The sequence below is a fragment of the Polaribacter septentrionalilitoris genome (assembly GCF_009832745.1).
Lineage (GTDB): Bacteria > Bacteroidota > Bacteroidia > Flavobacteriales > Flavobacteriaceae > Polaribacter > Polaribacter septentrionalilitoris.
The window spans coordinates 140,047-154,673 of record NZ_VRMJ01000042.1 but is presented as its reverse complement, the minus strand read 5'-3'; the positions used below and the strand labels follow the sequence as shown (position 1 = coordinate 154,673).

General features: G+C 28.3%; 13 protein-coding genes. All 13 read right to left on the bottom strand.

The window, feature by feature from the left end; all coding sequences use genetic code 11:
- Positions 1-21 precede the first annotated feature (21 nt).
- Positions 22-975, bottom strand: coding sequence for a phospholipase D family protein (locus FP421_RS13145; RefSeq protein WP_159951373.1), 954 nt, complete (start codon positions 973-975; stop codon positions 22-24).
- A gap of 10 nt (positions 976-985) precedes the next feature.
- Positions 986-1,567, bottom strand: coding sequence for a hypothetical protein (locus FP421_RS13140; RefSeq protein WP_159951372.1), 582 nt, complete (start codon positions 1,565-1,567; stop codon positions 986-988).
- 7 nt (positions 1,568-1,574) lie between these two features.
- Positions 1,575-2,714 (bottom strand): AbiH family protein, encoded by a 1,140-nt coding sequence (locus FP421_RS13135; protein ID WP_159951371.1) that lies wholly within the window; start codon positions 2,712-2,714, stop codon positions 1,575-1,577.
- Between the two features lie 140 nt (positions 2,715-2,854).
- Positions 2,855-6,160 (bottom strand): Eco57I restriction-modification methylase domain-containing protein, encoded by a 3,306-nt coding sequence (locus FP421_RS13130; RefSeq protein WP_159951370.1) that lies wholly within the window; start codon positions 6,158-6,160, stop codon positions 2,855-2,857.
- Between the two features lie 105 nt (positions 6,161-6,265).
- Complete coding sequence (locus tag FP421_RS13125; RefSeq protein ID WP_201288849.1) at positions 6,266-6,928, bottom strand: P-loop NTPase family protein; 663 nt, start codon at positions 6,926-6,928, stop codon at positions 6,266-6,268.
- 362 nt (positions 6,929-7,290) lie between these two features.
- Complete coding sequence (locus FP421_RS13120; protein WP_159951369.1) at positions 7,291-7,992, bottom strand: hypothetical protein; 702 nt, start codon at positions 7,990-7,992, stop codon at positions 7,291-7,293.
- A 78-nt stretch (positions 7,993-8,070) separates the two neighbouring features.
- A complete protein-coding gene (locus FP421_RS13115; protein ID WP_159951367.1) occupies positions 8,071-8,349 on the bottom strand; it encodes a helix-turn-helix domain-containing protein in 279 nt (92 codons plus the stop codon).
- Between the two features lie 306 nt (positions 8,350-8,655).
- Positions 8,656-9,498: an RteC domain-containing protein gene (locus FP421_RS13110; RefSeq protein ID WP_159951365.1), complete on the bottom strand. Its 843-nt coding sequence runs from the start codon at positions 9,496-9,498 to the stop codon at positions 8,656-8,658.
- A 122-nt stretch (positions 9,499-9,620) separates the two neighbouring features.
- The gene (locus FP421_RS13105) at positions 9,621-10,646 is read right to left on the bottom strand and encodes a UDP-glucose--hexose-1-phosphate uridylyltransferase (RefSeq protein ID WP_159951363.1); all 1,026 of its coding nucleotides are present in this window, start codon (positions 10,644-10,646) and stop codon (positions 9,621-9,623) included.
- Between the two features lie 9 nt (positions 10,647-10,655).
- Complete coding sequence (galE, locus tag FP421_RS13100) at positions 10,656-11,684, bottom strand: UDP-glucose 4-epimerase GalE (protein WP_159951361.1); 1,029 nt, start codon at positions 11,682-11,684, stop codon at positions 10,656-10,658.
- On the bottom strand, positions 11,685-12,305 hold the full coding sequence (locus FP421_RS13095) for an HAD family hydrolase (protein WP_159951359.1): 621 nt from the start codon (positions 12,303-12,305) through the stop codon (positions 11,685-11,687).
- A 4-nt stretch (positions 12,306-12,309) separates the two neighbouring features.
- A complete protein-coding gene (locus tag FP421_RS13090) occupies positions 12,310-13,614 on the bottom strand; it encodes an MFS transporter (RefSeq protein ID WP_159951357.1) in 1,305 nt (434 codons plus the stop codon).
- A gap of 73 nt (positions 13,615-13,687) precedes the next feature.
- A complete protein-coding gene (locus tag FP421_RS13085) occupies positions 13,688-14,617 on the bottom strand; it encodes a glycerophosphodiester phosphodiesterase family protein (RefSeq protein WP_159951355.1) in 930 nt (309 codons plus the stop codon).
- Between the last annotated feature and the right edge of the window lie 10 nt (positions 14,618-14,627).

The following is a 14,627-nucleotide window of genomic DNA, read 5'->3' as shown; positions in this document are numbered from 1 at the left end:
ACTAAATCTAAAGCAGTTTTATCATATTTCTTTTTTTAATTTTTGATAATATTCAAATACTTTTTTTAGCCCTTTTTGATAAGCATCTAATAACTTTTTATCATTATCTTCATTTTTATCCCAAAAGTCATATTTACTATCTTTATATATATAAATTGGTTGGGTGTGCCAATTCCAATAATGTTTAAATCCTTTAAAACGAAATTCATTGTATTCTTGTTTCCAGAGATTATGTAGTTTTATTTTTTCTTTTTCATTTAGATTTATATGAAGTTTCAATCTATTCTCCTCAAAAATTAAATCAATATTATCATAATAATTTGTACAACTTATATCATATAATTCTAAACCTTCTGATTTTGCTCTTTCATCTATTATTGGTCTGAACACTTTATTACCAAAATGTTTATTGAATATTTCGCAATGCTTAAGAGCTAATTCAAAATCTGTTTGAATAGTTAAAAGTTTAAACCCTTTTTCTAACGTTATTTTTGATTTCTTTTCTAAAGTTGCCCCATTTATTATTTCTCTAATCTCTTTTAATGGCTCTTCAATACTTAATAGGTCATCATATTCAAAATAATCAACATTATATTTTACTTCAATAATATCATCTTCAGCACAACTGAATATTACCCCCATTTCTCTGTTGTTCTTTTCTGAATACTCATAAAGATTCATAGAGCCAATTATTAGTATATCCCCATTATAATAACATTTACAATGTATGTTTGGGTGATGTAATAAATCTACATTTTCTAATGCAAGCAATTTTTCTTTTTCTATACTATCTAATTTATTTTCTCTATAAACAATTACAATTCTTTTATTTGCCTTATTTGCTTTTTTTAATGCACTAAAAACATTTTCAGAAGTTTTAATATAGGGTACTATTAATATAATCTCTACATCTGCTTTGGTTATTAATTTAGGAATCCAAAAATTAAATTTTTCTCTATTTAAAAAGTGTGACATTCTATTTTTTTTAATATCTTCCAATCAGGGGTTCTAATTCTTTTGCTAATAGCTTTTCTAAAATTACGATAAGATGTTTCATGTTTTCATCAAATACAATATAATTTAGTTTAATGTCTCCAAATAATTCTGGTTTATACCAATGAAATAATTGCATACCCGCTGTTTTATAACTTTGGGCATACCCTAAATGGGTTACTAATCTACCCCAAAAACCTATCTCTACCTTACCTACATAAAGAGTTGAACTGTTAGGGTTGAATGTTTTTTTGTACGAAGAGGTATTTCTGTATGGGGTTTTTGAACCTTTTTTTATAGGTTCTCTGTAACCATTTATAAATTCCTCTCTTATTGATTGGTTGTGTTTAGAAGAAACAAGTTCAAACCAATATAAAACAGGTTTTTTAATCTCTTTTAAATCTCTAAACTCAGTAATTGCCTCGCTAATATTAACAGCATTCATAAATTTTTCATGAAAGTATTTTTCATCTAAAACTATGGAGTTTTTACTTTGAGTTGATTGTATTTTTAATTGAGCATCTTGTAATATCTCTATTGAGTTAGAAATATATTGTTGTATTTTCTTTTTCATAATTTTATTAATCTTCTTTTAATTGAGGTATTATATCTGCATTATTGAAATTAACAATCTTTTTTCTCATTGAGTTATTATCTTTAAAATGCCTTGATATTTCCATAGTTTTATTATTAAAATCATTTTCATCTTTATAATAATATACCTTAATAGATTTGCAATTTTCGTTTTCAAAAATTTCGTTAAGCATAACCCTATCTGACAAACCACAAGAATGCCCATAAATACAAACTTGATACTCATTAGAATTTACAAACCTTAGTAAATTTCTATAATTAGGACTCCTGAAATATTGAAAGGACTTTATGTTTTCTAAAAATAAATTATCGTTTAAATCTTGAATTTCTTCATACTTTTCGTCCATTTCATCACCATAACCAAAAATTATTTTTTCTTCTTTTGAATTTAATTTACCGTGAATATGGCTTAATTGATAATTTGGTTTGAACGATTTATTTGTATTCTGGGTAAAAAAGGAATCTAAAATCTGTTTAAGAGAATCTGTATAATTAAAATTTAAAAAATAGTAATTTTTTGTCCCTATTGAATGCTTATTTTCATTAACATCAATAACCTCACTGTGATGTATTACACAAAAAAAATGTTCTATAAAATCCGTTAGAATTGGTCTTTTAAGTTCGGGAATTTTAAGCGTTGATAAATAAATCTCTAATTGATTTTTTAAAAAATTAAAATCATTATTTAATTTTTCAACTTCTTTTTTTTCTTTTAGATTTGACTTTAAAATGTGATAATATGTTCTTTCAATATCCACCCAAGAGTTTAAAGATGAATCATATATCATTCTAAAGAGTAAAGAGTCTCTTTCTATTATTACTCTTGAATTTTCTTTTAATAAGTCTTGTAGTTTTTTAAGTGTATCATACCTATCTATAAATTCTAATAATTGATTATGATCATAAAGTCTATTCCAATAAGTAGTAGTTAACTCATCTTTGTAATAGAAATATTTTGTGCTCATATTTCTATCATCAAAACGTTGTTTGTTTTGAACTGATGTAATCAACAAGTTTCTTAAATACCAAAATAAAAAATCATTGTATGAAGTTTTTAAACCTAAGGCTAAATCGAAACCATTGCCTATTAAAATAAGTTTATTGTATATTTTTTCTTCCTTTTCCATAACCAGTAGTTCGTTCTAACTATTTTCCACAATAGCAATTTCCTCATCAGTTAAACCATACAACTCATACACCATTTTATCTATTTGTTCATTCATTTTTATTTTTTGGTATTCACGAATCTCCCTAATTTTTACTATAATTAACTATTTTCTACAATCTCAATTTCTTCCTTAGTTAGATTATATAATTCGTATACCATCTGGTCGATTTCTGCATCTGTTTGGTTAATTTGGGTTTGTAAGGCTTGTGCTTTTTGTTTGTTTTCTTCAAAGAGGTCTAACCACTCAAACTCATCTTTCTTGGTTAATGGTTCAATTGGCTCTAAATCTTCTTTTGTTCTTAACTTATTATTGGCTTTTATGGCTTTGTTGAGTTCTTTTATAAAGTCTCCAAAATCTAACTCGTGCCAGTTTTGTAGTTTTTTGGAGAGTTTTTCTAATTGGAATTTTTGTTTTGTATAGTTTTTAAATTTGTTTTTTGTTCTGTTTAATAGTTTATAACTATCAGAAATAAAATCTGTTTTTTCAATAAAAAAAGCTTCTTTATTTTTTAAGTTTTGAGGAACAGGTAATAATTGTATTTTATCTCTTCTAAAGTCATAATAACCTCCTTGTAATGTTGTGCAAACATTTGAAAGATAAAAAAATGAAATTTTTGAATTTAAATAAGCTAATAATGATTTTGAACCAGATGAAATAAACATACTATTTTTTTGAAGATAAATTTCTCCTGATTCATCCAAATAGAAATTACATTTATTATTTATAAAAGGAGCTATTATTTTGGGTTCATTTAAAAGATGAGAATTGTTACTACCATATCTGCTTAAACACCACCAATTAAATCTACCTGATTTTACTTCTGGTCTTTTTTCAAGTCCTTTTTTGTTACTTATCAAGTATTCTTTAATTGATTCTGAATAATTTAAATCATAATCCCAAGGAATGAATACAATGTGATTATCAACTGGGTTGATATTATATCTGGAAATTTCACTACCCCCAAGTATTAATTTTAACTTCTCTTTTGCTTTGAAATCGTTATTAAATGGACTTAAATCTTTGACTATAAATACGTCATTCTTACCTGATGCTATTCCTGCAAATATTTTGTTATCAACTAAATCTTTTAAAATTGTTGATTTGCTTTCTATTTTTTTTAATAACGCAGATTTTTTTAGATTAATAAAATTCCACATTTCTACTTTCAATGATTCTACTGAAACTTTATATTTTTTAATTTCTAAAGTATTTATGGGGTCACTTGTATTATCTCTTTTGTTGATTTCAGAATAAAAAAAGGTTTTAGCTTTGTCATTTGATTTTTTATTTAAAACATAAATTATGGGGTATGTTGTAGCATCAGCAAAAACAGGATAATCATCAAAATCTAATAACAATTCTAAATTCGCATCTTCTTTTATTACTTTTCTTATGTTTTTACCATAAGTAGCTTTTAAAAACTTATTTGGCAGAATAAATGAAAACAAACCATTTTCATTCATTAAATTAATTCCTTTTTCAATAAAGTAAGTATACAAATCTGCAATGCTATTATAGCATTTATAATTTTTTTCTAAAAATGGTTTAATCTCTTTAAACAATTCTTGCCTTACATAAGGAGGATTCCCAATCACCACATCAAAACCACCTTTTTCAAATACTTGTGGGAATTGTGTTTCCCAATGAAAGGCTTTATTGCCAGCAACTGTTTTGCTATCTATTAAAGAATTACCACATTTTATATTGCTACTTAAATCGTTTAATTTACGTCTTGGTTGTGCTGTACGTAACCATAAAGATAGTTTGGCAATTTCTACAGATTCTTCGTTTAAATCTACCCCAAAAATGTTGTTTTCTAATATGGTATTTTCAATGTCTGGAAACTGTAAACCACCACCTAAAACTTTTGTTTTTAGTTCATCTATATAGGTGTGTTCTGCAATTAAAAAGTTTAAAGCTTGGTTTAAAAAAGCACCAGAACCACAAGCAGGGTCGCAAATAGTGAGTTGTAAGATCCAATCTCTATAGTCATCTAATAGCGTAACTAATTTTGAAATGGTTGATTTATTTCTGTTTTTACGTCCTTTAAAATACTCTTCTTCTTTTATGCCTAACTCAACTTTCTTTTCTGTACAGAGTTTACCAACCGTATTTTCTACAATGTATTTGGTAATGTATTTGGGTGTGTAGAATACTCCGTCTTTTTTACGTTTGCTTTTTTGCTTGTCGAAATCTGCACCTTCAATTTCTGCATTTACGCTTTCTATTTCATTAAGGGAATTTTCAAAAATGTGTCCTAGAATATTTACATCTACTTGACTTTCGAAATCGTAACCTGCTAATTTGTGGGTGTGTTTGTAGAGTAAATCACTATCAATTTCTAAACCATCTAACAAGGTGTCTTCTTTAAATAAACCGCCATTATAAGCGTATATTTCGCCTCTACTTTTTGTGCCTTGTCTTCCTTGGTCTAAGAATTTAAAGTATTGTTTGAATAGGGTGTATAGTGGTCTGTCGTCACCAAAATCTACATCATCTTTCCATTTGTCTAATATTTGTTGGGTGCTATTTGCAGGTAGTAAACTTCGGTCTTCTGCAAAGAATATAAACAGAAAACGGTCTATTAATTTTTGTGATTTTTTAAAGAGGGTTAGCTTTACGTTTTTTTCTAGTTTTAAACTTTCTGCTTGTTGTTCTATAGACTTCTCGACAACTTCGTTGGCTGCTCCTAACGAAACTTTCTTTTCATTAGAACCAATGCTCGAAGAGACAGTTGAACTTTTTAAACGTTTGGCATTTTGTTTTACCAAATCTCTGTATAATTCTCTTTTAAAGAGTGAATAATCTTTGTAGAAGTCTTTGGTTATTTTTTCTTCTTGTACTATAGATGCTTCTTTAATTTTTAAAGGAACATTGTTGATGATATTGTCTTTCTGTAAGCATAAATAGAAGAGTTGAAAACGTTCTTTGGTGAGTTCAAATAAATTAAACTCCTCAAACTCTGTGGCATCATTGATATAAAAACGTAACTTCTCAAAGTTAGATGTAATTACATATACACATCCTTTTTGATTGGCTTTATAATCAAAGGCTTGTTTGCGAATACTTTCTAAGTCTTTGGTTTTTGTGCCTTTTAATTCTATAACTCCTAGAGCAATATCGTTGTTTAATATTGCACCATCTGCTTTTCTAGAATTGGTTTGATTTTTATACTCGGCTACTAAATTAAAATCGGCTTTTGGTTTTAGGGTATAGTCTAAAATATTGACAAACAGTTCTGTTAAAAAAATACCTTGATATTCTTCTTCTTTAGAACTTCTTATGTTTTCTTGAATGGTAGGATTTAAAAAATACTTGACATATTTTTTATAGGCTTTTTCTATAACAGCATCTTCTTGTAAGTTGATATAACTTTTTAATACTGATGTTTGATATAGTGACATTTATTCGCGGCAATTTTTTTTGAACTCTAAAAATAGAAATTATATCATTACAATACCAGATAAACACAATTGAATTTTATTAAAATTGAAGGAGTTTCTCTTTTTTTACTTCCTTTTATCACTAGTGGTTTTATCAAAAGCTATCAAATTAAATAATTGACGCATTCTTGAACGTACTCTGTTACCATACCTGTTTTCTAATTCTTGTGCATTTAAATTGGTAGTTGCATGCGTTCTTACTTTATTTTTTAAGAATAAATCGTAACGAGACAACAAAATTTCACCCATAACATTGCAATCTTTACCAAAGTGTCTTCCTGTGATTTCTACACCTAAATCATCAAAACAATAAAAACCATTATTTCCATAATCTTCAATAATTTTAAATCCGCTTTTATTAAAATTAAATGTGATGTTTCTTGCAGCGACTACACTATGTTTACTTTGATGAGGCACAATAAATGGCAATAATTTCATTAAACTTGTTTTACCACAACCTACTGGACCGGATAGTAAAATACCTTTATTTGGATCTATTTTTAATTTTCTACAAGTTTCAAAATCACGAATGAAATAGACACATAGTTTGTGTAAAATTACTTCATCTTCTGGATATATTTTGAAGTTTTTACCAAATTGTAGTTTCCCTTTTGTTTCTAAATAGATTAGGATTTTTTGGAAATCGTAGTGAATGGTATTACCTTTTAGTACTCCTAATTGGTATTGGACACTACCTTCGGTTATGATATGTGGTGATTCTATTTTCATTTTTTATTCTAATTCTTTTTTCTCTAATACTTTTTCCATTGATGAAAAAGTATTCAAAAAATCTAGCCTTGGATTTTCGACGGTCAATCTCGTTTTCAATTCCGAAAATAAAAGAACTCGCTATGCTCAAACAGCTTTTATTTTTGCCGTCATTTTCAAACTATTGACACTCGTCTGTAAATCCTATGGCGGGTTTAAATTGCGAATTCATTTTGTATTTATTAGATTTTTGGTTGTTCATTTCTTTTTATTTTATCGTCAATTTGCAGAGAGGAAGGGATTCTCTACCTCAAAACACAGGGTTATAGATTCTATCTTCAATTTAATGAGACTCTTCGACAAGCTCAGAGTGACACTTTGAGTCAGAGTGGTTCATTGTAATTTTTGTTTTTGGTTGTTTTGAGGTTGTCCCTGTTTTGGCTATCTGCTTTTTGGTTTGTTCTCGACTGCGCTCGAACTGACAAAATTTCTTCGGCTTTGAGCATCCAATTTTTAGCTGTTGCTTGCCAATTGACAATTTTTGTTTTGCCACCGACTTTCCAACCAATTCCTTGATAGTGATTGTAAAATTTTTTTGCTTCTATTTCTGGCCATTTTTCTTTTTTGAAAAAAGCAATTACTTCTTTTTCATTTTTTGGCTGGTCTAGTTTAGCTATGTTTTTATTGTTTCTATTAGTTTGTATATGTTTATTAATAGATACCAGTGCTTGTCCACTGCTTGTCTCGATATTGGTATTGTTGTGTACCAGAGCTTGTCCAGTACTTGTCTCGAATTTGAACATCTTGATTTTACTGCCTTTGTATGGATTGTGTGAAGGATAATAAACGATATATTTCCAATGACTTAAGTCTTTAATACATTTGTGATAGGTTGATTTAGAACCAATTTTTGAAAACCGCATTACTTCTTCACGATTGATATAAAAGACCTCTACAAATCGATTGTTGTTCCATATTTGAAAAAGTGCTACATATAAACTAATGTGCGTTGGGTTTAAACGATTGTCTTTAGAGAATTGAAGAAATACACCTTTTAGGTGTTTTATAAAATTTACGTTTTGCATAGCATAGACTTCTCGATACAATTTTACTGTCGCATTCCGCTATGCGCAATATGACATTAAAATCACTCGAAGTGACAGTTAAAATTTATTATGAATGCGATTTTCTTCTAATACTTTTTGAATTTCTTCATAATCATAATAGATTACACCCCCAACTTTAGAGTAGGGGAGTGTGCCATTTATTCTTAAGTTTTGTAAAGTTCCTGGAGAGATGCTTAATAAATCTCTGACTTCAGGAGATTTTAACCATTTTTTAGGAGCAAAGCCAGATTGATGATTGATCATTGCTTTGATGTCTTCTAATAATTCTTCTTTGAATTCTCTTAAATCTTCTGTAGTGATAATTGATGTTGGCATTTGTAAACGATTTTTAAAAGAAGAAGCTACCGAATGTTCCCCAACATTATTAGTAACTTCTTCTTATTGATTTAGCTCACGACTTTTATATTATTAAATAAATGAGTTCGTGAACCGTTGGTTTGACTTTCGCTGGCAAACTTCAGAAGAATTTTTAGATTCATTACGTTAGTTGGACGTAACTACGAAAAGTTTTTATTTGTCTTTTTCTACTATTATTATCTTGTTTTTTGTTGCGTTTTGGTAAGAAATGAGACTTTACTATTCTGAAAATAATGTTTTCGTAGTTACGAGGAGGTTACGTGTTTAGATGCCATCATCATATTCTAATTTTGCTTCAAAATCTTGCAATAATCTATTTAAAAACTTTGATCTTTCTGTATTTCTATTCTTAATTTCTGAGTATGTTTTATAATAATTTGACACATCTATGTTGAATAAAGAGGAAAAAATAGTTACTAGTTCTTTTGTGTTTATATGCCCTGTATTTACTGCACCAGAAATTTTTAATGCATAAATTAATTCAATTAAATCTGTTTTGGAGGCTGTCCAATTTAAAGGGCTTTTTGATTTGATATTTTTGGTTTTACTAGATGCAACTTCCTTTAATTTATTTATTTCTGTTTTGTAAAAATTTGTCAATAAATCGTAAGTAATTACTTCTGCAGCTAAGGTATCATGACTTGTGTAAAATTCTGAATCTATATGAATGGATAGGTCTGCAGAAAATAAATCTAGTTGTTTGTTTTCTCTTAAGAAATATACATGATCTAAAAAAGCACTATTATGTTTGTAATATTGATAAAACTTTAAATTTCTACGTTTCTTGGATTCTAACTTTTTTAGTTCGTTTTTGAAATAATTTTTAAGTATTGAATTTGTTGTATTTGGTTTGTTTACGTGATACTTTAATAGACTATTGTAAAAAATAAAATCAGCATAGATGTTGGGTTTTATATTTTTAAAAAAATCTATTTCTTCATCACTATCTTTAAACTTATTAGTTCTAATGTAAACTCTTAAATCGTTCAAGACTTCTTTGGCTAATTCTAACTGAAGATTTAGTTTTTCAGTTTCGGGTATTTTTTTTTCTGCGTGTTTTTTTTGCTGAACATAATACTGTTCAACTAGAGGAATACTTTTTTTCATTTTCTTGCAATTATTTAGGTTTTTTCTTTTTTTTTATATTTTCATCATTATTTCTTTAGCAAAAAAAAAGACATAGCTGCTGCTATATCTTTTTTTTAAAATATTAATATTGTACGTTTTTATTAACTGATATCGGCAATTTCTTTTAATAAATTAGCAGCCATTTCTGGAGTTATATCTCTTTGTGGCATTGCAAACATTTCATAACCTACCATAAATTTTTTTACTGAAGCAGAACGCAATAGGGGAGGATAAAAACTCATATGCCAATGCCAACTATCATAGTTTTCTTTATCAGTAGGTGCTTGATGAATACCTGCAGAATAAGGGAAAGACACATCAAAGACTTTATCATAAATAGTAGTAATTGTTTTTATTGCTTTCGCAAAGTTTACAATCTTATTTTCATTCATTTGTAAAATATTCTTTGCTTTCTCTTTTGGAATAATCATCGTTTCATAAGGCCAAACTGCCCAAAAAGGAACCACTATTATAAAGTCTGCATTTTCATAAACAACTCTTTTCCCTACTGATAATTCTTGTTTACTATAGTCTTCTAATATTGATGTGTTATTTTTTTTATAGTAGTTTAAGAAATTTGATGTTTTCTTTTTTATTTCAACTGGAATTGTTTCTTGTGCCCAAATTTGTCCGTGAGGATGAGGATTACTGCATCCCATAATTTCACCTCTATTTTCAAATATTTGTACAGAATTTATAAACTCTTTTTCAGCTAATTCTTTGAACTCTTTTTGCCAAGTTAAAATGACTTGAACAATTTCATCAATTGTCATTTTAGCAAGTGTTAAAGAATGATTTGGCGAAAAACAAATCACTTTACAAATTCCTCTTTCTGAATGTGCTTCTAATAATCCGTTTTTTAATTTTTGAGTATTTGATTCTGGAAGTATTGCTGCAAAATCATTTTCAAAAACATAGGTGTTTTTATAGTTAGGCGTTATTTGACCACCAGCTCTTTTATTAGTTGGACATAAATAACAATTTTCATCATAAGCAGTTTTATTTAAAACTTCATTTTTTTCTACTTTTCCTTGCCAAGGTCTTTTGGTTCTGTGAGGTGAAACCAATACCTCTTCACCAGTTAGTATGTTTTTTCTAATGTGTGTTTTGTCTAATAATGAATTCATATTTATTTTTTAAGATTGTTTTCTTGCTTTTTGTTCCCATACCCAAGAAGATTTAATCATCTCATCTAGCGTTCTATCTGCTTTCCAATTCAGTTTTTCTTCTGCTAGTTTTGCATCAGCATATAATTCAGGTACATCTCCAGCTCTTCTTTGTGTAATCTCATAATTCAATTTTTGTTGTGTTACTTCTTCAAAAGTTTTGATTACTTCTAAAACAGAAAACCCATTACCTGTTCCTAAATTCATTACTTCAAAATTGGATTCCTGATTTTTATTTAGCAATCTACTTAACGCTTTTACGTGTGCATCTGCTAAATCTTCTACGTGAATATAATCTCTTATTGGTGTGCCATCTTTAGTAGGGTAGTCATTTCCATAAACCATTAATTTTTCTCTTAAACCAATTGCAGTTTGTGTAATGTATGGCATTAAATTATTAGGGATGCCTGTTGGAAGTTCGCCAATTAAACCCGATTTATGTGCACCAATTGGGTTGAAGTAACGAAGTGATATTGCTGAAAAGTCTTTAGAAGCTGCAGCAAGATCTTCTATGATTTCTTCAGCAACTTTTTTTGAATTCCCATAAGGAGATGATGGTCTTTGTGTTTTATTTTTTTCTGATATGGGTAAAGATTTTGGCTTGCCATAAACCGTTGCTGATGAAGAAAAAATTAAGTTATCTATTTTGTATTTTTTAGCAGAGGCTAATAAATTAATTAAACCTGTTAGGTTATTCTGATAATACATTAATGGATTTTGTACGGACTCACCAACTGCTTTATGCGCTGCAAAATGAATAATTGCATCAAAACCTTTATGATATTTTAGAATATTCTCTAAATGTTTTAGGTTTTTTAAATCACATTTTAAGAAATAAGGTTTTCTTCCTGTAATTTCTTTAATACTATCAATTACATTTTCTTGAGAATTAGAGAGATTATCTAATATTGTTACTTCAAAATTATTTTCAATTAGTTGCACAACAGTATGAGATCCTATGTAACCACAACCACCAGTTACTAATATTTTATTTTTCATTTATTTTTTTAATTTGTCTAAACAATCCGAAATATTATAATTAACTATATGAAAGCTATTGATACCCGTTTTTTGAGCAGCTTTAATGTTTGTTAGAGAATCATCTATGAAAAGTGTTTCTGATGCTTTTAAGTTGCTGTCTTTTAAAACAAATTCATATACTTTTTTGTCTGGTTTTCTTAAACCTATTTCATGTGAATAATATGCTCTTTGAAATAAATTATTGAATGAATAGTTGTATTTCTGATTAAATTCAGACAAATATTTGAATTGATGAATACTATTGGTATTACTCAATAAGAATAAATTATATTCTTCTTTTAAATCTTTAAGAAAATCAATTCTATATTCGGGAATATCTAATATCATCGCATTCCAAGCTTCTTTTATTTCTAAAAAAGTCATTTTTTTCTTTGATAGTTTCTGTAGAGATTCTAAAAATTGTTCTTCTGAAATATCACCAACTTCAAAATCATAAAAAAAAGAATGATGGTAATTGTGCCCAGTGTTATTGACAATTTTTTCTATACCTATTTTATGTAATGCCTTAATTGTTTTTGGTACATCCAAATTCATAATCACACCACCTAAATCGAATACTATATTTTTTATTTTACTCATTTATTTACGTTTTTTTCCAAACTAATAAAGCCAATACAACTGATAGAATTGCTGAACCTATCCAAAAGAATGTTATTGTATCGAAGTTATATACGATTTCATTATTAACTATTGTTTTATTATTTTCAATTAAATATCCACTTGCAATATCTTGAATACCTGCAGCAGCATAACTCATAATACCTACAATACCTAGAGCTGCACCAGATGCTTTTTTTGATGCAATATCAACCGCCATTAAACCACCTAAATAACAAATTAATGCTCCTATACCTAAACCAAAAATCACCATACTTATGGCATCTAACCACCAGGTGTTTTTAGGGCCTAATAAGAAAAGACAAAGGGCAAAAACATTCATCAATCCAAATAATAAAGCTGGTATATTTCTTCTTCCATTAAATATTTTATCTGAAACAAAACCAGATGATGCGGTTCCAATTATTCCACAAACAGCACTAATGGCTACTAAACTATTTGCTTGTGTTAATGTATATCCTTTTGCTGCTTCAAAATAATAAGGCCCCCAACTATTTACAGCATATCTTGATATGTACATAAAAGCACTTGATAATGCTAAAAGCCATACATATGGATTTTTTAGTACACCGCTTTGTTCTTCCCAAGTTGAAGTTTTCTTTTTGGTGAAATCTTTATTGACTGGAGGTAAACCTTTACTTTCAGGGGTGTCGTGAAAAAACAAAGAGATTATTAAAGCTCCTAATAAACCAATTATTGCAGCTGCTCTAAATCCCCATTGCCAACCAAAATAAGAAACAACAACTGCAGTTAAAATGTATGTTAATGCTTCACCTATATTGTGGCTTGTGCTCCAAAAGCCATAAAAACTACCTCTTTCTGAATCTTTATACCACCTGGATAATGATACTACACTTGATGGTGCACCCATAGACTGTACCCATCCATTTATACCCCAGCAAATCGCAAAAAATAGAAAAGTACTTGTAAAGCCCATTACTAAATTTGCTAATGCTGAGATTAACAAACCTACAGACATGAATCTTTTTATATTGCTATGATCTGCTAAAAAGCCATTGGTAAACTTACCTATTGCATAAGCAAAGAATAAAGTAGAACCAATAATACCTAATTCAGATTCGGTTAAAACACCAGCATCAACAATTGGTTTTTTAATTACATTTAAGCTTAGCCTACAGACATAATATAATCCATAACCTAGAGTGGCTGAAATAAATACTTGCCATTTTAATTTTTTATAATAGGATTGTTGTTCACTTTCTGTTTTTGTAATTGAAGTAGGAGCTGATTTTTTAAAGTATTTTATCATTTTTTGATAAGAATTTAAAAAGGGCATAACACATTCTGCTATGCCCTTTAATTAACTAATTCAAATAAATAGTTTATTTGTGTAACCCTTTTTTTCTTAAATAATTGAGTAATAATTGTGGACGGTCTGTTTGAATAATATCGATATGGTTATTAATAAACCAATCATAGATTTCTATATTATTTACAGCTTCTTCATCATCGTGATTAGCATTGTGATGAGGCCATAAAGAATTTACCCAAATACTTGCACCATTATCTCTAATATTTTTAAATTTTTTCAGAAAATTAATAGTATCAGACTTTACTGTAAACTCGAAAGCTATAGGCTTGTTTTCTGAATTCATATAATCATCAACGAATCTTTTAGCACTATTATTAGGTAAGCCTAAAATTGGCATAAAATGTACTTTATCTAAATACTCACCAAATTCTTTTTTTACTGTAAGATAATCTTTACCACCTTTAATTACTACTTGATTTTCTGTGCCAGTTTCTAAAATAATTTGATAACATTTGTCAAAAATTTTATAGCTCTTATCAAGATTTACCAAGATTTTATTTTTTGATACCTCTAAAGCTTCTTTTAGTGTTGGTATTTTATGTTTAGTTACTACGCCTAAGCCATCTTTTAGGTTTAAAGTTCTTAATGAATCTAATGTCCATTCTTTTACTTTACCTTTTCCGTTTGTTGTTCTATTTAGAGTTTTGTCGTGCATTAGAACTAAATGACCATCTTTGGTTTCTCTTATATCAATTTCAACCATATCTACACCCATCTTTATACAGTTTTTAATTGCTTGTAAAGAATTTTCAGGTGCGTTTCGCCAATCTCCTCTGTGAGACACTACAATAACTTGATTATCTTTAGAGTTGGTTAAGTTCTCTATTTTTTCTTCAATTGTTAGGTTAAGAGAATTTTGATTTTCACCTCTCGAATATTTACTTTCACAACTCGTAAAAAGAATGGATAATAGAATAAATAAATAACAGATTTTTTTCATTTTTAATTGA